At 74.3% G+C, this 19,593-nt stretch carries 15 protein-coding genes; 14 read left to right on the plus strand and 1 reads right to left on the minus strand.

The annotated features are described in order from the left end of the window. Positions 1-57 precede the first annotated feature (57 nt). The 13 genes from MWU57_RS13465 to MWU57_RS13525 all read left to right on the plus strand — a co-directional run bounded on the left by MWU57_RS13465 (position 58) and on the right by MWU57_RS13525 (position 18,123). On the plus strand, positions 58-1,410 hold the full coding sequence (locus tag MWU57_RS13465) for a DUF58 domain-containing protein (RefSeq protein WP_106265047.1): 1,353 nt from the start codon (positions 58-60) through the stop codon (positions 1,408-1,410). Then, positions 1,403-3,916, plus strand: a complete 2,514-nt coding sequence (locus MWU57_RS13470; protein ID WP_246909699.1) for a transglutaminase-like domain-containing protein — start codon at positions 1,403-1,405, stop codon at positions 3,914-3,916. Before MWU57_RS13465 ends, MWU57_RS13470 begins: the two co-directional genes overlap by 8 nt. Then, entirely contained in the window at positions 3,913-5,385 is a 1,473-nt protein-coding gene (locus tag MWU57_RS13475; protein ID WP_246909701.1) for an RDD family protein, read from the plus strand. Before MWU57_RS13470 ends, MWU57_RS13475 begins: the two co-directional genes overlap by 4 nt. Further along, a complete protein-coding gene (locus tag MWU57_RS13480) occupies positions 5,382-6,218 on the plus strand; it encodes a PP2C family serine/threonine-protein phosphatase (RefSeq protein ID WP_106265053.1) in 837 nt (278 codons plus the stop codon). Before MWU57_RS13475 ends, MWU57_RS13480 begins: the two co-directional genes overlap by 4 nt. Continuing rightward, entirely contained in the window at positions 6,215-7,831 is a 1,617-nt protein-coding gene (locus tag MWU57_RS18470; RefSeq protein ID WP_246909704.1) for an FHA domain-containing protein, read from the plus strand. Before MWU57_RS13480 ends, MWU57_RS18470 begins: the two co-directional genes overlap by 4 nt. Next, complete coding sequence (locus MWU57_RS13490; RefSeq protein ID WP_246909706.1) at positions 7,832-9,481, plus strand: serine/threonine-protein kinase; 1,650 nt, start codon at positions 7,832-7,834, stop codon at positions 9,479-9,481. It begins immediately after the preceding gene. Next, on the plus strand, positions 9,474-10,175 hold the full coding sequence (locus MWU57_RS13495; RefSeq protein WP_106265059.1) for a hypothetical protein: 702 nt from the start codon (positions 9,474-9,476) through the stop codon (positions 10,173-10,175). The genes MWU57_RS13490 and MWU57_RS13495 overlap by 8 nt, the downstream gene beginning before the upstream one ends. Beyond that, positions 10,172-10,432 (plus strand): hypothetical protein, encoded by a 261-nt coding sequence (locus MWU57_RS13500; RefSeq protein WP_246909708.1) that lies wholly within the window; start codon positions 10,172-10,174, stop codon positions 10,430-10,432. The genes MWU57_RS13495 and MWU57_RS13500 overlap by 4 nt, the downstream gene beginning before the upstream one ends. 33 nt (positions 10,433-10,465) lie before the next feature. Next, positions 10,466-14,959, plus strand: a complete 4,494-nt coding sequence (locus tag MWU57_RS13505; protein ID WP_246909710.1) for an FtsK/SpoIIIE domain-containing protein — start codon at positions 10,466-10,468, stop codon at positions 14,957-14,959. A gap of 107 nt (positions 14,960-15,066) precedes the next feature. Beyond that, complete coding sequence (locus MWU57_RS13510) at positions 15,067-15,369, plus strand: hypothetical protein (protein ID WP_106265065.1); 303 nt, start codon at positions 15,067-15,069, stop codon at positions 15,367-15,369. Positions 15,370-15,383: 14 nt separating this feature from the next. After that, on the plus strand, positions 15,384-16,847 hold the full coding sequence (locus MWU57_RS13515; RefSeq protein ID WP_246909712.1) for a hypothetical protein: 1,464 nt from the start codon (positions 15,384-15,386) through the stop codon (positions 16,845-16,847). Continuing rightward, positions 16,844-17,479 carry a hypothetical protein gene (locus MWU57_RS13520; protein ID WP_106265069.1) on the plus strand — a complete coding sequence of 212 codons (636 nt, stop codon included), beginning with the start codon at positions 16,844-16,846 and terminating at the stop codon, positions 17,477-17,479. Before MWU57_RS13515 ends, MWU57_RS13520 begins: the two co-directional genes overlap by 4 nt. Then, a complete protein-coding gene (locus MWU57_RS13525) occupies positions 17,476-18,123 on the plus strand; it encodes a hypothetical protein (RefSeq protein WP_106265071.1) in 648 nt (215 codons plus the stop codon). The genes MWU57_RS13520 and MWU57_RS13525 overlap by 4 nt, the downstream gene beginning before the upstream one ends. Positions 18,124-18,163: 40 nt before the next feature. Here the strand turns inward: MWU57_RS13525 and MWU57_RS13530 are convergent, their stop codons facing one another. Further along, a complete protein-coding gene (locus tag MWU57_RS13530) occupies positions 18,164-18,424 on the minus strand; it encodes a hypothetical protein (protein WP_106265073.1) in 261 nt (86 codons plus the stop codon). A gap of 196 nt (positions 18,425-18,620) precedes the next feature. Here MWU57_RS13530 and MWU57_RS13535 point away from each other — a divergent pair, with 196 nt between their 5' ends. Further along, a complete protein-coding gene (locus tag MWU57_RS13535; protein WP_246909714.1) occupies positions 18,621-19,448 on the plus strand; it encodes a hypothetical protein in 828 nt (275 codons plus the stop codon). Positions 19,449-19,593 lie beyond the last annotated feature (145 nt).

Raw genomic sequence — 19,593 nt, forward strand, 5'->3', positions numbered from 1 at the left:
GGCGCGACCCCGCTTGCGCCGGCCCCCACCGTCCCTTCTGCCGTCCCCGGAGCCACGATGACCAGCACCACGACCGCCGAGCCGGAGGTCTCCACCGCGTCGCCCGACGCGCCCTCGGGCGCCGGCGACCCCGGCGCCGCGGCACCGGAACCGCGACGGGGGCGCCGGTGGGGTGGATCCGCCGCCCTGCGGACGCGAGCCGCCTCCGTGGGGCGAGCGGTCGCTGAGGGTGCAGCACTGGTGCGGGCCCGCAGCGCGCCGGTGCTGGGCGTCGTCTCGCCGCTCGGCTGGTGCGTCCTCGCCCTGACCGTCGCGGCCTGGTGGGCCGGTCTCGCCCTGCGCTGGCAGGAGTGGGCCGTCGTCGCCGTCACCGTGACGGTGGCCTTGCTGGGCGCGGTGGTCTTCGTGCTCGGCCGCCTCCGGTACGACGTGACGCTCGACGTGGCCTCGCGCCGCGTCGTCGTCGGCGACCGGGCGGTGGGCCGGCTGGTCGTGCGCAACGGCTCGGCCCGGCCCATGCTGCCCGCGGTCATGGAGCTGCAGGTCGGCCGTGGCATCGCGACGTTCCCCGTGCCGCGGCTGCGCCCCGACGCGGAGCACGAGGAGATCTTCGCCGTGCCCACGCAGCGGCGCGCCGTCATCCCGCTGGGCCCCGTGCGCTCGGTGCGGGCCGACCCGCTCGGGCTGCTGCGCCGCGAGCTGGTCTGGACGGAGCCGGAAGAGCTGTTCGTCCATCCCCGCACGATGCCGCTGTCCGGCTCGTCGACCGGTCTGCTGCACGACCTCGAGGGCCGCGTCACCCCCGACATCTCCGACTCGGACGTGTCGTTCCACGCCCTGCGCGACTACGTGCCCGGGGACGACCGCCGGCACATCCACTGGAAGTCGACCGCGCGCACGGGCCAGCTCATGGTCCGCCAGTTCGAGGAGACCCGGCGGTCGCGTCTGGCGGTCATCCTGTCCACCCGCGCGGAGGACTACGCCGACCCCGACGAGTTCGAGCTCGCGGTCTCGGTGTGCGGCTCCCTGGGTCTCCAGGCCATCCGGGAGGACGGCGGCCTGACCGTGCTGGTGCAGCGTGGCCGCGTGCGCGGCGACCACCGCACCCGCCTGCTGGACGACCTCACCCGTCTCGAGCTCGCCGCCGGCCGCACCAGCCTGGCCGAGGTCGCCCGCGTCGCCTCGAGGACGTCGACCGACGCCTCCGTCGTCGCGGTCGTGGTGGGCAGCACGGTGACGCCCACCGACCTGCGGGCGGCGGCCGTCCGGTTGCCGGTGGACGCCCGGCTCGTCGCGCTGCGCTGCGCGCCCGGCAGCACGGTGAGCCGCGGCCGGGTCGCGGACATGCAGGTGCTGACGCTCGGCGAGCTCTCCGACCTCCCCCTCGCGCTGCGGAGGATGCATGACTGACGAGCGGACCGGGCCCGAGGAGGGCACCGGCAGCACCGGCGGGACGTCGCGCACGCAGGCGCGCGCCGCCACGACCCGGGCCCGTGGCCACGACGGCGCGCGACCGCGCGCGCTGACCGCCGCGGGCGCCGTCGACGGCGTCGCCCTGGCGGCGATGCTCGCCGTGGTCGCGCTGGGCTTCGGGCCCGCCTGGGGGACCGACGGCTATCTCCTGCCCGCGCTCGGTGGTGCCGGCGTCGGGCTGATCGTCGCGTGGGTCGCCGCCTGGCAGCGCTGGCCGGTCGTCCTCACGGCGCTCGCCTCGGTGCTGGCGTACTTCCTGCTGGGCGGGGCCCTCGCGCTCCCGGGGAGCACGGTGGCCGGCGTCGTGCCGACCCCTGCCACCTGGCAGGAGCTGGCGCTCGGCGCCGTGCAGGGGTGGAAGGAGTTCGTCACCTCCGTGCCGCCGCTGTCGTCCTTCCCCGAGCTCGCCGTCGTGCCGTTCCTCCTGATGCTCCTCGCCGGGGTCCTGGCCGGGACGATCGCCTGGCGGGCGAGCCACGCGGCGTGGGCGGTCCTCCCCGTGGTCGTGGCGCTGGCCGGTGTGGCCCTGCTCGGCACGATCCTGCCCGCCTTCCCCCTGGTGCAGGGGCTGGTCGTCGCCGTGGTCGGTCTGCTGTGGGCCTCGTGGCGTGCCGCGGAGAGCCGCATGGGCGCCAACCGGCTGCTGTCGGACGCGAGCCGGAGCGCGACGCGGCGTCTGCGCGCCCAGCGGCTCCGGGGAGGGGCGGCGATGCTCGTGCTGGGCGGCGTCGCCGCGGTCCTCGTCGCACCCCAGATCTCCGCCGGCGAACGAACAGTGCTGCGCGAGATCATCACGCCGCCGCTGGACCTGCACCAGTACACGAGCCCGTTGGTCGGGTTCCGCAGCTACACCAAGGAGCTGGCCGACACGGCGCTGTTCACGGTGGACGGGATGCCGGAAGGCGGCCGGGTGCGGCTCGCGACCCTCGACACGTACGCGGGCACCGTCTACGACGTGTCCAGCGGGGGCGAGGCCGGGGTGTTCAGCCGGGCGGGCGAGGTCATCGACACCGTCGCCGACGGCGAGCGGGTCCCCGTCGACGTCACGGTCACGGGCTACTCGGGCGTCTGGCTCCCGGACCTGGGCGAGCTGGCTGGCATCGAGTTCTCCGGCGACCGGGCCGAGGAGCTGTCCGCCTCGACCTACTACAACGGCACGTCCGGGACGGCGCTGGTCACCGCGGGGCTGCGCCCGGGCGACTCCTACCGGCTCGACGCCGTCGTCACCCCTGTTCCGTCCGAGGACTCGCTCGCCTCGACGCCGATCGTGGACACCGACCTGCCCGACCCCCGGGACGTCGCCGACGCGGTGCCCGCCAAGGCCCAGCAGTTCGCCGCGGACGCGACGGAGCCGTTCGAGCGGCTGACGAACATCCGCGACGCCCTCGTGGCGACGGGCGTCTACTCGAACGGGCTGGAGAACCAGCCGGCGTCGCGCCCCGGGCACTCCGCGGCGCGCATCGACGAGCTGCTCGACAAGGACGAGATGGTCGGCGACGACGAGCAGTTCGCGACGGCGCTCGCCCTCATGGCGCGCAGCGCCGGCATCCCGGCGCGCGTGGTGATGGGCTTCTACCCGGACGAGAAGACGTGGACGCCCGGCACGCCGTACGTCGTGACCGGCGCGGACGTGCACGCCTGGGTGGAGGTGCCGTTCGAGGGCCACGGCTGGGTCCCGTTCGACGTGATCCCCGACGAGGACAACAAGGTCGAGCCCCTGCCGCGCTCGCGTCAGGTGCCCAAGCCGCCGGTCCTGGAGGCTCCCGAGTCGCCGGAGGAACCGCCGCGGGCCGACGCCGGCGACGTCGAGGACGACGACAACGACGAGGAGGACTCCGAGGGCGTCGACTGGCGCGCGGTCGCCGCCGTCGTCGTGACCGTGGCGATCCCGCTCGCGATCCTCGTGCTGCCGCTGCTGCTCGTGCTGGCGTACAAGGCGCGCCGGCGAGGTCGGCGCCGGTCGGCCCCCGTGCTCGTCGACCGTGTGAGCGGCGGGTGGCGCGAGGTGCTCGACGTCGCGACGGACCTCGGTGCCGGGGTCCCGCCCGCGGCGACGCGGCGGGAGGGGGCCGTCCTGCTCGCCGAGCGCGTCCCGTCCGGCGCCGCGGCCACCACGGGGCTCGCCCACCGCGCCGACCACGTCGTCTTCGGTGCCCAGACACCGACGGACGACGACGTGGACCGGTACTGGGCCGAGGTCGACGCGCTGGTGCACGAGATGCAGCACGCGGTGCCCTGGCGTCGTCGGGTCGCGGGGCGATTCTCCCTCCGCTCGGTACGGGGAGCGGACGCCCCGCCGCTGCGGACCGTCCTGCTGCGAGGCCTGGCGGCCGGCCCGCGGGCGGTCGGGCGTGCGGCCGCGGCAGGAGTCCGGTCGGTGCGTGACAGGATGGCCCGCGCGCGCCGGCAGAAGGCACGAGCGCAGCAGCGGGAGGATCGATGACGACGACGTGCACCGCCTGCGGGGCGGCCGAGCAGAGCGGAGCGTTCTGCACGGTGTGCGGGACGCCGACCGTGGCGACCCCGCACCGGGCGCCCGGCGCCATGAGCACACGGCTCGAGGCGACGACGGAGCCGGAGCTGCGGGAGAGCACCCGCCACGGCGTGGCGGGCATGCTTCGTGCGGGCGCGGCCGCGCAGGCCGGCCCGCCGCTGGCCGGGGTGGGCCGGCGAGCCGGCGCCTACGTGCTCGACGTGACGGCGGTCTCGCTGGTCGCCGGTGTCGTCGCCGTGCTCGTGGCGCTGGCGACGGGCGTGCCGGACCGTTACGCCGCGCTCGGCGCCGCGACGACGGCGCTGGGGCTCGAGGCGGCGACGAGCGAGCTGCTGGCCGCCCTCGGCGTGGTGTACGGGGTCGTCGGTCTGGTCGGTCTCCTCGGCTGGGTCGGCCTCGCGCTGGCCGACGGCCTGACCGGCCGGACCCCCGGCAACGCCCTCCTGGGTGTCCGCACCGTCGCGGTCGACGGGGAGGGCCCCGTCGGCGTCGGTCGCGGCCTGCTGCGCTGGCTCGTCCTGGCGCTGTGCGGCGTGCTGCCCCTGGTCGGCACGGTGCTGGTGCTCGTCTCGCCCACCTTCGACGGGAGCGGTCGGCGCCAGGGCTGGCACGACAAGGCCGCCCGTGCGCTGGTGCGGGACGTCCGCGGTGTCCCGCCGCGCAGCTTCGCCCCGGCGACGGCGGCCCCGGCCTCGGAGAGCGCGTCCGCCACCGCTCCGCCGCCGGCCGACCGGCCCGCCGAGCCCTCGCCGACCTCGGCAGCGTCGGCCGCTCCCCGGGGAGCCGTGGGGACCGACCCGTGGTCCTTCCCGGCCGCCGCGCAGCGAGACCTGTCGGGCGGGGTCATCACCGGCGTCCCCGGCGTGTCGCCGGCACCTGAGTCGGCACCGCAGCCAGCACCGCAGCAGACGCCGGCGGAGCAGTCACCGGCCCCAGCCTCAGCCCCGGCCCCGGCCCCGGCACCGGCGCAGTACCCGGCGGACGCGGTCGGTCCCGTCGACGCCCCGCTCGACGACGACCTCGAGGCCACCCGGTTCAGCGTCTCGTCGCGGCGCAGCGAGGGATCCGCGACGGTGCCGCCGCGCATGGTCGTGGAGATCGGGCCGGACCGGCGGGTGCACGTGACCACGCGGGCGCTCGTGGGCAGGAACCCGCAGCAGGACGCCGGTCCCGCCGCCACGCTGCTGCGCGTGGAGGACGCCACGCGCTCGGTGTCCAAGACACACCTGGAGCTGGTCCCGACGACGGACGGGCTGCGGGTCACGGACCTCGCGAGCACCAACGGCAGCGCCGCGATCGCCCCGGACGGGTCGGTGCGCGAGCTCGTCGCCGGCGAGCCCGTGACGGTCACCGCGGGCTGGGTCGTCCAGGCCGGCGAGCGCCGTCTGACGGTGATCGGGTCGGACGGCGGGGCATGAGCGACCTGGCGAGCATCGGGTTGCTGTGGGGCGCCGCGACGCACCGCGGTGCCCGGCGTCGGCTCAACGAGGACTCGTACCTCGCGGGCGGCTCGGTGTTCTTCGTGGCCGACGGCATGGGCGGGCACGAGGCCGGCGAGGTGGCGAGCGCGGCGGCCGTCGAGGCGCTGCGGCCGCTCGTCACCGCGGAGGTCGTGGGGGTCGACGACGTGCGCTGCCGCGTGCGGACCGCCCACGACGCCGTGCGCCGCATCGAGACGGCGCCCGGTCGGGGCGCGGGCACCACCCTGACGGGGGTCGCGCTCACGGCCCAGGGCGGGGAGCCCTACTGGCTGGTCGTCAACCTCGGCGACTCGCGGACCTACCGGTTGGCCGACGGCGAGCTGGAGCAGGTCAGCGTGGACCACTCCGAGGTGCAGGAGCTCGTCGACGCCGGCAGCATCACGCGCGTCGAGGCGCAGACCCACCCGCGCCGGCACGTCGTCACCCGCGCGCTGGGCGCGCCCGAGATCCCGGACGCGGACTTCTGGTTCCTGCCCGTGCACGCCGGGGACCGGCTCCTGGTGTGCTCGGACGGGCTGACCGGCGAGCTCTCCGACGCCCGGATCGCCCTGGTCCTCCTCGTGGAGGCGGACCCGCAGGCTGCGGCCGACAGGCTGGTGCGCGAGGCGCTGGAGGCGGGTGGCCGGGATAACATCACGGTCGTCGTGGTCGACGCGAGCGGGCTGACGGAGGCCCTGGAGAGCACTGCCCCGCGGGACGGGCACGCCGACCACCAGGACGAAGAGGACACGGTGCCCCGGCGGTCGCCGTGGAGAGGGGCACTGACGTGACGGCACGCTACGTGATCGGCCCGGCGTACGCCGTCGTGCGCGGCGGCACCGTGGTGGTGCTCCCCGAGAAGGTGACGCCCGAGCTGGTGGCCGAGCTGTGGGGCGTCCTGGAGCACGGAGGCGGCGTCGTGCCCGTGCTCGAGGTGCTCACCGGCGCCTTCGGGGCGAGCCTGGCCTCCTTGCCGCCGTTCGCCCTCGCCGTGGCGGACGGCCGGCGGGTGCAGGTCGCGGCCCGCGGCGCGGCCTCGGTGACGGTGGCCCGGGCGGACGGCCGTGACCACGTCTCCGGTGACGGCGTGACCACGTGGGCCGAGCGCACGTTCGACGACGTCGTCGACCTCGCGGTGCAGGTGGGTACCACCGAGCCCGACGCCGACCTGGTGGACGTCCGGGCGCTGCCGCTGACCTCCGGGGTGGTCCTCGTCGCGTCGGTGGGCGTCCGGCTCACGCAGGACGCCGTGGCGGCGGCGGCCCCGCGCCGGGCCGATCCGGCACCCGACCCGTGGGAGCTCGACGACGTCGACCCTGTCCCGGTCACCGATGCCCCGGTCGCCCCGGCCCCGGTCGCCACAGGCGCCTCAGATGCCTCGGACGCCACGATCGTGCCGGAGGCCACCTTCGCGCCGGTCGGTCTCGCCCCGGGAGCGGGCGCCGAGCCCGAGCCCGTGCCGGAGTCCGATGACACGGGCTCGAGCCCTGCCGAGGAACCCTCGGCCGGGGAACCTCCGGTGGAGGAGACGACGGGCTTCGGGCACCTGTGGGGCTCCACCGTCATGCGTGGCGTGGAGGCCGCAGCCGTCCGTCCCCCCGAGGAGGACGACGAGGACGAGGACGGTCCGGAGGAACCAGCGTCGCCCTCGCCGGGCACCGCCGAGCCGGGCACCGTCGGGACTGGCACCACCGAGACCGGCACCACCGAGCCGAGCACCGCCGAGCCGAGCACCGCCGAGCCCGGCAGGCCGGCACCCGAGGACGAGATCGACGGCAGCACCGTGATGTCCTCGGCCATCGCCGATCTCCGGGCGGTCGCCGGCGAGACCCTCGCCGACCCGGTGACCTCGGCCGACCCCGCCGTCGAGCACGTCGTGGCTGCCGGCGTACCGGACCCGGCCGTGCTGCCCGGTCCGTCGTTCGCGTCCGCGCCGCTGCCCGGGCGTCCCGCGATCCTGGCCCGCTCGTGCGGCGCGGGCCACCCCAACCCGCCGCAACGGGACCACTGCGCCACCTGCGGACAGGCCCTCGTGGGCGAGGCGCGGCAGGTGCCTCGGCCCTCGCTGGGCGTCATGGCCGTGTCCGGCGGACCTCGGGTGGCCCTGGACCGGCCGGTCGTGGTCGGACGCCGGCCCCGCTCGCCGCGCGCCGCGAGCGACGACCTGCCCCGGCTCGTGACCGTCCCCAGCCCGCAGCAGGACATCTCCCGGTCCCATCTGGAGGTGCGGCTCGAGGGCTGGCACGTGCTGGTCAGCGACATGAGCACCACCAACGGCACCACCCTCCTGCGGTCCGGGCAGCCACCGCTGCGCCTGCACCCCGGCGAGCCGGTCCTGGTCGTCGCGAGCGACGTCGTCGACCTCGGCGACGGGGTCACGCTGACGTTCGAAGGGATCCTCTGAGTGAGCAGCAAGCGCCCGCCCTCCCCGCCGCCCGAGATCGACGGCTTCGACTACGTCTCCCTCATCGGGTCCGGCGGGTTCTCCGACGTCTTCCTCTACCAGCAGCGGCGGCCGCGCCGCCGGGTGGCGATGAAGGTCCTCCTGCACGAGTGGACCGGGGAGGGGCAGCGCGAGGCGTTCGACGCCGAGGCCGACCTCATGGCGACGCTGTCGACGCACCCGTCGATCGTCACGATGTACGAGGCCGACGTCGCGGCGGACGGCCGGCCCTTCCTCGCGATGGAGTACTGCTCGCGGCCCAACCTGGGGGCGCGCTACCGCAGCGAGCGGCTGAGCGTGCCGGACGTGCTGCGGATCGCCGTGCAGATCTCCGGCGCGGTGGAGACGGCGCACCGCGCCGGCATCCTGCACCGCGACATCAAGCCGGCGAACATCCTCGTGACCGAGTACGGGCACCCCGCCCTGACCGACTTCGGCATCTCGTCGACCCTCGACGACGCCGGGCGCGCCGAGGGCATGTCCATCCCGTGGTCGCCGCCGGAGTCGTTCGCGGACCCGCCCGGCACCGGCGTCGGCACGGACGTGTGGGGGCTGGCCGCCACGACCTACTCGCTGCTCGCGTCCCGCACCCCGTTCGAGGTGCCCGGCGGCCCCAACTCCAGCGCGGACCTCGTGGCCCGGATCGAGTCGGCGCCCGTGCGCCCCACCGGACGTACGGACGTGCCGGCCTCCCTGGAGCGGGTGCTCGGCACGGCCATGTCCAAGAGCCCGGGGTCGCGCTACCCGACGGCGCTCGCGTTCGCGCGCGCCCTGCAGGCCGTGCAGACGGAGCTGTCCTTCGCGGTCACCCCGATCGACCTGCTCGACGACCGCGGGGTCGTGCACGAGAACGCCGGCGGGGACGACGCCGACGGCTCGGCGGACGAGGACGACGTCGGCACCCGCCTGCGCGAGGTCGTCTCGGTCGACCCGCGGGGACCGGCCGCGGGCGTCCCGGCGTCGGGGGCTCGCTCGGGATCCTCTCCGGCCTCCCCGGCGACGGCGGCGAGCGCCGGGTCGCCCGCCGTCCACCGCGCAACACCGGGCGGCGCCGAGCCCGCCGACGACTTCGGCGACACCGTCCACCGGTCCATGGCGACGGCGTCGACCCCGGCCCCGGCTCCGGCACCGTCGGACGGGGCACCGTCGGGTCCGGGGGAGCGATCCGGTACGGGGCGCCGCGGGGTCGTGGCGGCCCTGGTGGTCGCGGGCCTCGTGGCCGTGGCGGCCGTCGTCGGTCTCGTCGTCGCGCTCCAGCCGGACGCGTCCGCCGAGGACGACGCGGTGCCGGAGACGGCCGCGACCGAGGCCGTCGACGAGCCCGGTGGTCCCGCCGACAACCTGGGGGGGCTCGTGCCCGGCGTCACCGAGCTGGAGGGCACGGTGGACGGTGACGAGGTGGTGTTCACGTGGACCAACCCCGAGCCGCAGGACGGCGACGTCTACGGCTGGCGCGTGCCCGAGATCGGCGCGGAGACCCGCTACCAGTCGACCGAGGAGACCGAGGTGCGGGTGCCGCGGGTGGAGGGTGGCCAGACGTGCGTCGAGGTGGTCATCAACCGGTCGGGCGCCATGTCGGTGCAGTCGCAGCTGGAGTGCGTCGATGACTGAGCTGGCCGTGGAGTTCGCCGGGGAGTGGTTCCGGCCCGACCCGCAGAGCGCGTTCGAGATCGGTCGCGAGGGTGACATCGAGCTGGACGACAACCCCTACCTGCACCGGCGATTCCTGCGGATCACCCACACCGGTGGCCTGTGGTGGCTCGGCAACGTCGGGGCGCGGTTGTCGGTGACGGTCTGCGACGCCGCGGGCGGCGTGCAGTCGTGGCTCTCCCCGGGCAACTCCCTGCCCATCGTCTTCCCGTCCACCTCGATCGTCTTCACGGCGGGCCCCACCACCTACGAGCTGCTGGCACGCCTGGAACCTGCTCCGTACGCGGAGATCCGCACCGAGGAGCCCGACGGCGGCGCCACCACCATCGGGATGATCCCCTTCACCACGAGCCAGCGGCAGCTCGTCGTGGCGCTCTGCGAGCCGATGCTGCGGCGGGACGGCACCGGGCTGTCCGAGATCCCGTCGTCGGTGGACGCCGCCGCCCGGCTCGGCTGGACCACGACGCGCTTCAACCGCAAGCTCGACAACGTGTGCGAGAAGCTGGACCGGGTCGGCGTGAAGGGGCTGCGCGGCGGCGCCGGCAACGGGCTGGCCACGAACCGGCGTGCGCGGCTCGTCGAGTACGCGGTGGCCTCCCGCCTCGTGAGCGCCGACGACCTGCCGCTGCTGGACGTCGGGGCGGAGGACGAATGACTCAGCGACGCCGTGCCCGCCCGACGTGGTGGCAGCTCGCCCTCGTCGTCGCGATGGGCGCCGCCGCGATCGCCTTCGTCGTCATGCTGACCGCCGGGGTCCTCGCCGACGGAGCCGGCACCGGTCGCCCCGCGGACTTCTACCGTGCGCTGGGCCGTGAGCTGACGGACGCGACCAACTGGACGGTCGTCGCGGTCAGCGCCCTGGTCGGCGCGGTCGTGACCGCCGTGGCCGCGCTGCTGACCCGGCGCCCCTGACGCCCTGACCACCCCCGAGACCCGAGGAGAACGATGCGCGTCAAGGTGACGCTCCGGCGCCCCGACACCACGCACGACGACGTCGTCATCACCGCCGACGCGGGCGCGACCATCGGCGAGGTGGCGTCGACCGTGGCCCGGGTCGATCCGGCCGGTGCGCGGGTCGCCGCGTCCGGTGCCCCCGGCGGCACGGACGGCCGGCCACGCACCCTGGAGGCCCGCCTGCCGGGTCAGGACCGGCCGATGCGCCTGCCCGCCGACGCCGCGCTGGGCGAGGCGTGGATCGGCTCCGGGGCGGAGGTCGCCGTCGTCGACCTGGACCGGCCGGGCTTCGACTACCCGGGTGCGCGCGACGTGCGGGCCTCCCTCGGGTTCGCCGACGGCAGCAGCATCGACCTGCCGGAGGGCAGCTGGGTGCTCGGCCGCGCGGCCGACTGCGACGTCGTCCTGAGCGACCCGCTGGTGTCCAAGCGCCACCTGCGCCTCGACGTCAGCGACGTCGTCGACGTGGTCGACCTCGGGTCGGCCAACGGCGTGCTGGTCGACGGCGACCACGTGCAGCGCCTGCGGGTCGAGGGCAGCCAGCGCGTCGTCGTGGGCGACACGACGATGACGATCGAGCGGCGCCAGCCGCGCACGCTGACCGGGGTCGCGCCGAAGGCCGGGCCGGTGCCCTTCACCCGCTCGCCGCGCGTCGAGGCGCGGTACAAGGGCAAGGAGTTCGAGTCGCCCGAGGTGCCCACGGAGACCGAGCCGCGCGACTTCCCGTGGCTCGCGATGCTCGCGCCGATGCTCATGGGCGGGTTCATGCTGGCGATGGGCCGCGGGGCGATCGGGATCATGTTCATCGCGTTGTCGCCGATCATGCTGGTCGGCAACTACGTCACCCGCGGCCGCCAGGAGCGCCGACGCCGGGAGCGCGACATCGCCCGCTTCGAGGAGCGGCTGGACGGGCTGCGCGACGCGCTGGCCGCCGAGGAGGAGACCGAGCGCTCCGTGCGGCTGCGCGAGGCCCCCGCGACGCCGCACGTGTTCGCCGAGGCGATGCGCCACGGGCCGATGCTCTGGACGCGCCGTCCCGAGCACTGGAGCTTCCTCAACGTCCGGTTCGGCATCGGGACGATGCCGTCGCGCAACACCGTCAAGGAGGCGCCGAAGGGCGCGCTGCTCAAGGAGTACCAGGAGCGCCTGGACGCCGTGGTCGACCGCTACGAGAACGTCGCGGGCGTCCCGGTGGTGGAGAACCTGTACGACGCCGGTGCGCTCGGCTTCGCCGGTCCGCCCGCCCGCGTGGCGGGCAGCCTCAACGCGGCCCTCATGCAGCTCACCGGGCTGCACTCGCCGTCCGAGCTGGTGGTCACGGCCGTCGTCAGCCCGGTGTGGACCCGGTCCCTGCAGTGGCTCACGTGGATCCCGCACACGTCGTCGCCGCAGAGCCCGGTCGAGGGCCATCACCTCGCCGACTCGGCGAGCGGCGCGGCGCGTCTCGTCGCCGAGCTGGAAGAGCTCGTCACCACCCGTCTCAAGGCTCGACGGGGCGCCCAGCGCCGTGGCGCGATCGACGACGGCGAGGCCGCGCTCGAGCGTGGCGCCGACGTCGGCGAGAAGACGGTCGAGGCGGGGACGAAGTCGCCGGTGCCCGCGGTGGTGGTGGTCATCAGCGACGACATCGACGTCGAGCGTGCCCGGCTCGTGCAGCTCGCCGAGAACGGGCCGGACGCCGGCGTGTTCCCCCTGTGGATCTCGGCCGACGCCGCCGCGATGCCGGCGGCCTGCCGCACGTTCGTCGACCTGGGCGAGGACGGGCCGCGCGTGGGGATGGTGCGGCTCGGCCGGTGGGTCGACGACGTGGAGCTGGAGGAGGTGGACCCCACCACCGCCCTCGAGTACGGCCGGCGCCTGGCGCCGGTGTTCGACGCCGGCGCCATCGTGGAGGACTCGTCCGACCTGCCGCGCTCGGTCACCCTGCCCGGGCTGCTCGGTCACGACCTGTTCGAGGACCCGGGGGCCGTGGTCGAGCGCTGGCGGCAGAACCTGTCGATGTACGACCGCACGCAGGCGGTGCCCCGCAAGCGGGCCGGCTCGCTGCGGGCGATCGTCGGCTCGGCCGGGCTCGACCCGCAGCACCTGGACCTGCGCACCCAGGGTCCGCACGCCCTCGTGGGCGGCACCACCGGTGCGGGCAAGTCGGAGTTCCTCCAGGCGTGGGTGCTCGCGATGGCCGCCGAGTACAGCCCGGACCGGGTCACGTTCCTCTTCGTGGACTACAAGGGCGGGTCGGCGTTCGCCGACTGCGTGCAGCTGCCGCACTGCGTCGGCCTCGTCACCGACCTCAGCCAGCACCTGGTCCTGCGCGCGCTCACGTCGCTGCGGGCGGAGCTGCACCACCGCGAGCACCTCTTCAACCGCAAGAAGGTCAAGGACCTGCTCGAGCTGGAGAAGCGGGGCGACCCCGAGACGCCGCCTGCGCTCGTCATCGTCATCGACGAGTTCGCCGCGCTCGTGGGCGACGTGCCCGAGTTCGTCGACGGCGTCGTCGACGTCGCCCAGCGCGGCCGGTCGCTCGGCATCCACCTCATCATGGCCACGCAGAGGCCGGCCGGCGTCATCAAGGACAACCTGCGCGCGAACACGAACCTGCGGGTGGCCCTGCGGATGGCCGACGAGTCGGACTCCAGCGACGTCGTCGACATCAAGGACGCCGCGCACATCGACCCGGCGATCCCGGGGCGCGGCGTCGTCAAGACCGGCCCCGGCCGGTTGCAGGCGTTCCAGTCCGGCTACGCCGGTGCCTGGAGCACGCGGGAGCCGGAGCGGGCGGCGATCGAGGTGGCGGGGCTGCACTTCGGCCGCGAGGAGCGCTGGGACGAGCCGGTCGACCCGTCGGCGGGCGTGGACGACGACGTCGACCTCGGCCCCAACGACCAGCAGCGGCTCGTCGCACAGATCACCGCGGCGTTCGGCGCGGCACGGCTGCCGCTGCCGCGGCGGCCGTGGCTCGACTCGATGGCCGACGCCTACGACCTCACCAGGCTGCACCAGCGCACCGACACCGAGCTGCTGATCGGTGTCGCCGACATCCCGGAGCAGCAGGCGCAGCGGCCGGTGTACTTCGAGCCCGACTCCGACGGGCATCTCGGCGTGTACGGCACGGGCGGCGCGGGCAAGAGCACCGCGCTGCGTACGATCGCCGCCGCGGCGGGCATCACCCCGCGCGGCGGACCGGTGCACGTGTACGGGTTGGACTTCGCCGCGGGCGCGCTGCGGATGTTGTCGTCCCTGCCGCACGTGGGCGGGATCGCCAAGGGCGACGACGTGGAGCGGGTGGTCGCCGTCCTGCGGATGCTGCGCGGGGAGCTGCAGCGGCGCGGCGAGGAGTTCGCCGCGGTGTCGGCGTCGAGCATCACGGAGTACCGCCAGCTCACCGGGCGGGCCGACGTGCCGCGCATCCTGCTGCTGGTCGACGGGTTCCCCGGATTCCGGGACGACTTCGAGGTCGGCGCCGGCCGGGCGGAGTGGTTCGACGTGTTCCGCGACATCCTCAACGACGGCCGTGCGCTCGGCATGCACGCGGTGTTCACGGCCGACCGCTCCGGCGCGGTGCCGACCTACGTGCGCTCCATGGTCCAGCGCAACCTGCTGCTGCGGATGACGGACGACGGGTACCTGGCGTTCAACGCGCCCCGCGACGTCATCACCACGGACTCCCCGAACGGGCGTGCGCTGCTCGACGGTCTCGAGGTGCAGGTGGCGGTCATCGGTGGGACGACGTCGGTCTCGGCGCAGGCGGCGGCCACGGAACGGCTCGGCCGGTCCATGCTCGAGGCCGGGGTGCGGCCGGCCCCGCAGGTCCGGGTGCTGCCCACCGAGTACGGGGCGGACGAGCTGCCACCCCGGGTGGACGGGCAGCCGGTCCTGGGCCTGGACGGCATCACGCTGGGACCGGTGGGCTTCGAGCCGGCCGGGACGATGGTGGTGGCCGGACCGCCCGGGTCGGGGCGCAGCAACGCGCTCGTCGCGATCGCGCGGTCGGTCCTGCGGGCGAACCCCGATGCGCGGCTGTACCTGTTCGCGCAGGGGCGGTCGGCGATCGCCGACAAGCTGCCCTGGAAGGAGGTGGTGACCGGGGTCGAGAACGTCAAGGCGCTCGCCACGAACCTGCTCGACGCCGTCCGGGACGACGACGTCGAACCGGGCATCGTCGTCGTCATCGAGGGCATCAACGAGTACCTGCAGTCGCCGGCGGACAAGCCGATCCAGGACCTGACCAAGGCGGTGCGCGGCAGCGACCACCTGCTGGTGGCCGAGGCCGAGACCGCCGGCTGGGGCGCCACCTGGCCGCTGCTCGGCGAGGTCAAGAACGGCCGCCGCGGGCTCCTCCTGCAACCCGAGAACCTCGACGGAGACACGATCCTCAAGACCTCGCTGCCCCGTGCGGCCAAGGGCGAGTTCCCGGTGGGGCGCGGTGCCTGGATCGCGCGCGGGAAGCACACCCGGGTCCAGCTGCCGCTGGTGCTGGACGACTGAGGGTCCCGGCCGATGGGGAGGTCTCCCCATCGACCGTGACGGACCCGCTGGGCTAGCGTGCTGCCTGGCGGCAAGACGCCACGTGGGGGCGAGACGAAGGGGGAGGCGTGGCCGGGTACGACCTGTCGATCGACATGGACCAGCTGACGACGCTCAAGGAAGACCTGAAGGCGATCACCGACGAGCTGGAGAACGCCGACGCGAACGCGCGGTCGGCCGCCGACGCGACGGGGCACGACGGCCTGCGCGACCGCGTCAACGACTTCGCCGACAAGTGGGAGATCAAGCGCGGCGAGATGCTCGAGAACGTCAAGAAGCTGTCGGACATCATCACCCAGATCGCGGACACGTTCACCGAGATCGACACGGAGCTGGCGAAGGCCCTCGAAGAGTCGGCCGGGAAGAAGTAGGGGTTGGCACCACGATGAGTGACACGCAGTGGCAGGAGCTCGACGGCGAGGCGAGCGTCGTCGAGGCCAAGGGCCGGACGTACACGGAGCTGGCCGAGGCGATCACGCGCTCGGTCGGCACGCTCCAGCAGATCGTCGACGACACCACCACGACCGCGAAGTCCATGGAGGCGACCCGCAAGCTCGCGGGGGAGGTGCGCGAGGACATCGAGAAGGCCCGTGACCGCTACTCCTTCACCGGGGAGGCGCTGAGCACCTACGGGGCGGCGCTGCGCGGCGCGAAGAACGAGGCCGACCCGGCAGCGGAGAAGCTGCGGACCCTCCGGTCGGAGCTCGAGGACGCCCGCGCCGTCGCGCGGAACGCGGAGAGCCAGATGGACGACCTCCCCGACAGCGCGAGCCAGGCCGACAAGGACGACGCCACCCGCGCGGCCTCGGGCGCGAACGCCACGGTGTCCGGCCTGGAGCAGGACATCGCCGTCCAGGAGTCGTACTGGAACAGCGGCCACGGCGACAAGAACAGCGCGGCCGGCACGGCGATGTCGAAGATCGAGGAGGTCGTGTCGGGCGACAAGGTCCACGGCCTCGAGGACAGCACCTGGGACAAGGTCAAGAACGTCGCCAAGGGCATCTACAAGGTCTTCAAGGTGATCTGCGACATCGCGGGGATCCTGGCGATCTTCCTCTCCTGGGTCCCGGTCCTGGGCCAGATCCTCATGGTGCTCGCGGCGATCGGCGCGATCCTCTCCATCGTCGAGAACATCGTGAAGTTCGCGCGGGGCGAGATCGGCTTCGGGGCGATGCTGCTCGGCGTGGGCCTCGGGGTGATGGGCCTGTTCGGCGGCAAGGCGATCAGCTCGGTCGCGAAGTACGCGAAGGCCCGCTCGGTCGTCCAGACCGCGTCGCGCATGAGCAACGGGGCGGCGAAGGCGAAGTTCGGCACCGCCGTGCTCAAGAGCTCGCGCAAGACCTTCGCGCTGACCAGGGGCCAGCGCGTCACCGAGGTGCTCAAGTCGCCGTTCGTGCGGACGGCGGGGGACAAGGCCGTCGCCGGGATGGTCCGGAACGGGCTGTACAAGAACGCCTTCACGTCGTGGCGGGGCTCGCAGTTCCCGCTGCCGTACAAGGACGGCGCGGCCCGCTTCGCGATGGGCAACGACGACGTCGTGGACATGATCGGCCACTTCAACCAGACCGGGCTGCGCATCGACAGCGTGACGAGCAGCGCGCAGGCCATCGCGACCGTCGGTGCCGTGTTCAACCAGACGGCGAACCTCGCGAACAACGCGGCCAAGCTCGGGAGCGCGATCGGCGGCGGCGACGGCTGGGGCTCGTACGAGGGCGGCAACTCCCTCGCGACCAGCGGCGCCGGGGGCAGCTGGGGCAAGATCACGGGCCTGCCCGTCAACGTCGACAAGGGCGTGACGGCCGTGCAGGACGTGTTCGGCAACGACGGCTACGTAGCGGGCTCCTGGTGAGCCGGCAGATCGCCGGGTTCGAGCTCCGGCTGCCCGACTCGTGGTGGGCGGTGCCGACCGAGGCGCCGGAGTCGGTCCCGGAGTGGGCGCGGTCGACGGCGGCGGCCCTGGTCGCCGACGTCGGCACCTCGGGCGGTCACGACGTCGCGCCCGACGAGCTCGCGGACGAGATCGCCCGGCAGCTGGAGGACGTGGCCCGTGCGGTCGCGGAGACGGGGATCCCCGGCCTGGTGACGGCGGTGCTCGTCCGTCGCCCGGAGCTCGGCGTCGTGGACGCCATGGTGACCGTCACGGCGCAGCAGGACCTGGCCGCGGACGAGTTCACCGCCGGGCTCGCCGCGGCCGTGGAGGAGTCGGACGAGCACGACTACGCGTTCGCGGGCCGGTTCGACGGCACCGTCGCGGCGGGGGACGTCACCGGGCTGCACGCGATGATCACCCACTTCGGTGAGCTCGGCGAGGACGGCAGCGGCACGCTCGAGGAGCGGGTCGTGCTCGGGGTCTTCCCCGCCGGCTCCCGCGACATGGTCGAGGTGACGGCGGTGGCACGCAGCGTGGGGACGTTCGAGGACATGCCGCAGGAGATGCTCGAGCTGCTCGAGGGGCTCTCGGTGGAGACGGAGACGGCATGACGCAGGGCGCATCCCCGGAGCTGAAGGTTCTCGGCGGTGAGGTGCGGGTGATCGTGCCCGGTACATGGGTCAGCATCCCGCTGGACTCCGCCGAGCGGGCGACGGCGTTCATCAAGAAGCTCGTGCGACGGCAGGTCGGCACCGCGGACCAGCTGGCACGCATGCGCCGCCAGGCGGTCGAGGAGCTCATCGCCACGGCCCGCGAGGCCGTGGGCGCTGGTGTGCACACGTACCTGATGTCGCTGGAGATCGCTCCGGGCGTCCCGTTCCCTGCGGCGCTGCTCATGACGGACGACGAGTGGCCCGCCGCGGCGCTCCCGTTCCTCGCGGAGGGCGACGACGAGGGCGCGCTGCGCGCCGCGTACCCGGACGGCGAGGTCGCGGTGCAGCGCAACGGCCGGCCGGCCGCCCGTGTCGTCGAGATGACGCAGGGCCGCGCCGGTGACGGCGACGAGGCCGTCCAGGTGCTCACGATGCGGCTCGAGTACCACATGCCGCACCCGAAGGATCCGTCCCGGATGCTCTTCGTCCGCGTCAACGTCTCCGACATCCCCTCGGCGGAGCCGTTCGCCGTGCTGTTCGACGAGATCGTGGACTCCATCGAGTTCCTGGACGACGACGAGGGCGACCGCGCGTCCGCCTGACGACGGGCCGCGCGGTCCGCGGAGGTCAGGCTCCTGTGGGTCAGGCCCCGGTGCTGGAGTCGTCCTCCATGCGGGCCACGTTCTGGTTCGTCCGCCGGACCATCGACAGGCCGGCCCAGACGGACACGAGGAGCAGGACCACGACGACCGTGACCCAGCCGCCGACCGCCGCGAAGGCGCTCGGTGCGGCGACGTTGGCGACGACCCCGAGCACGCAGATCACCACGGCAGCGCCGAGAGCGTAGCTCGCCGGCCGCATGGCCTGGCCGGCCCGGGCATCGGTGTCCTTCTTGTTCGCCATCCGTCTGCTCCTGTGTCGAGGCCTGCAGGTCAACATCTTGCGTCGTCCGCCCGCCCGGCGGCTCCTTGGCCGTGGGCGCGGACCTACGCCATCGTGCCACGTGGTGGGACGACGTCGGTGCGTTCCCGTGGTCTAGGGTTCCGGCAGGCGTCGAGGGCGCCACGACCATGGCCCGAGCGTGCGGACGGGGACGAACATGCCGGAGAGCAGCAACGGCGCGGCGGGGACGGCGGCCGGCGGTGGTGCGGAACCACCCGGCCGGGCGGCCCTGGTGCTGCGGCCGCTGGGGTACCTGCTGGTGGGGCTCGTCTGGACGACGATCTGGCTGCTCGCGGTCCTGCTCCTGGTGGGGTCGGTCCCGTACCTGGCCTTCGTCGACTCCGAAGGGCTCGTGGCGGGGGTCGAGGACCGCTTGACGACCCCGCTCGGAGTCCTCGGGCTGGTGGTCGTCGGCCTGCCGGTCCTCGCCCTGGCGATCGGTGCGGGCGGCTGGTACGTCCTGACGGCGTCGTGGCCGCTCGCGGTGCTGTCCTTCACCTATGCGGTGCGGGCGCTGCGGAGCGACTACCGCGGCGAACGGTTGTCGCGCACGTCCACCGCGGTATGGGGCAGCAGCCTGGGCCCACCCACCGTGGGTCGGGTCGCCCTCTCCCTGCAGCCGGTGCGCGCCACCCCGTTCACGGACGCCGTCATGCGGTTCTACGCCGCCGGCTGGAGCGTGGACGGCCGGACCGTCCTGGCGATGCTCCCGGCCGGGTTGGCCTGGCCGGCGGCGATCACCGCCCTGGTCCCGGGGGTGTCCGGCGCCGTGCATCTGGTGGCGGGTCTCCTCGCCGTCGTGCTGCTGGCGACGTCGGCGGTGCTGGGCGTCCGGGCGTTCCGCGCGCGTCTCTCCGGACCGGTGGGGCCCCTGCCGGACGGCGGGGTCGGTGAGCTGACCGCCGAGCAGCGGTCGCGGCGCCTGACGGAGCTGCGCAGGCAGCGTGAGCGCCGGCTCGGCGAGGGCGTGGAGGACGCGGGCTGAGGGGTCGGCTTGGGGAGGTCTGCCCATCGACCGTTGCTCGCGGCGGCGGATAGGGTCGTGCTCGACGACGGGCGGCCGGCAAGGGGGCCGGCCGAGGCGACGAACGAGGAGTTTTGTCATGGCGAACATGAACGTGACGTACGAC

Origin of the sequence: Isoptericola sp. S6320L (assembly GCF_023015685.1) — a bacterium.
Taxonomy (GTDB): Bacteria; Actinomycetota; Actinomycetes; order Actinomycetales; family Cellulomonadaceae; genus Isoptericola; species Isoptericola halotolerans_A.

What these genes read in the sequence shown, in the direction of transcription:
- MWU57_RS13530 (WP_106265073.1), bottom strand. Translation starts at nt 18,424, where the DNA reads ATGGCGAACAAGAAGGACACCGATGCCCGGGCCGGCCAGGCCATGCGG.
- MWU57_RS13495 (WP_106265059.1), top strand. Translation starts at nt 9,474, where the DNA reads ATGACTGAGCTGGCCGTGGAGTTCGCCGGGGAGTGGTTCCGGCCCGAC.
- MWU57_RS13525 (WP_106265071.1), top strand. Translation starts at nt 17,476, where the DNA reads ATGACGCAGGGCGCATCCCCGGAGCTGAAGGTTCTCGGCGGTGAGGTG.
- MWU57_RS13515 (WP_246909712.1), top strand. Translation starts at nt 15,384, where the DNA reads ATGAGTGACACGCAGTGGCAGGAGCTCGACGGCGAGGCGAGCGTCGTC.
- MWU57_RS13505 (WP_246909710.1), top strand. Translation starts at nt 10,466, where the DNA reads ATGCGCGTCAAGGTGACGCTCCGGCGCCCCGACACCACGCACGACGAC.
- MWU57_RS13470 (WP_246909699.1), top strand. Translation starts at nt 1,403, where the DNA reads ATGACTGACGAGCGGACCGGGCCCGAGGAGGGCACCGGCAGCACCGGC.
- MWU57_RS13480 (WP_106265053.1), top strand. Translation starts at nt 5,382, where the DNA reads ATGAGCGACCTGGCGAGCATCGGGTTGCTGTGGGGCGCCGCGACGCAC.
- MWU57_RS13535 (WP_246909714.1), top strand. Translation starts at nt 18,621, where the DNA reads ATGCCGGAGAGCAGCAACGGCGCGGCGGGGACGGCGGCCGGCGGTGGT.
- MWU57_RS13500 (WP_246909708.1), top strand. Translation starts at nt 10,172, where the DNA reads ATGACTCAGCGACGCCGTGCCCGCCCGACGTGGTGGCAGCTCGCCCTC.
- MWU57_RS13475 (WP_246909701.1), top strand. Translation starts at nt 3,913, where the DNA reads ATGACGACGACGTGCACCGCCTGCGGGGCGGCCGAGCAGAGCGGAGCG.
- MWU57_RS13465 (WP_106265047.1), top strand. Translation starts at nt 58, where the DNA reads ATGACCAGCACCACGACCGCCGAGCCGGAGGTCTCCACCGCGTCGCCC.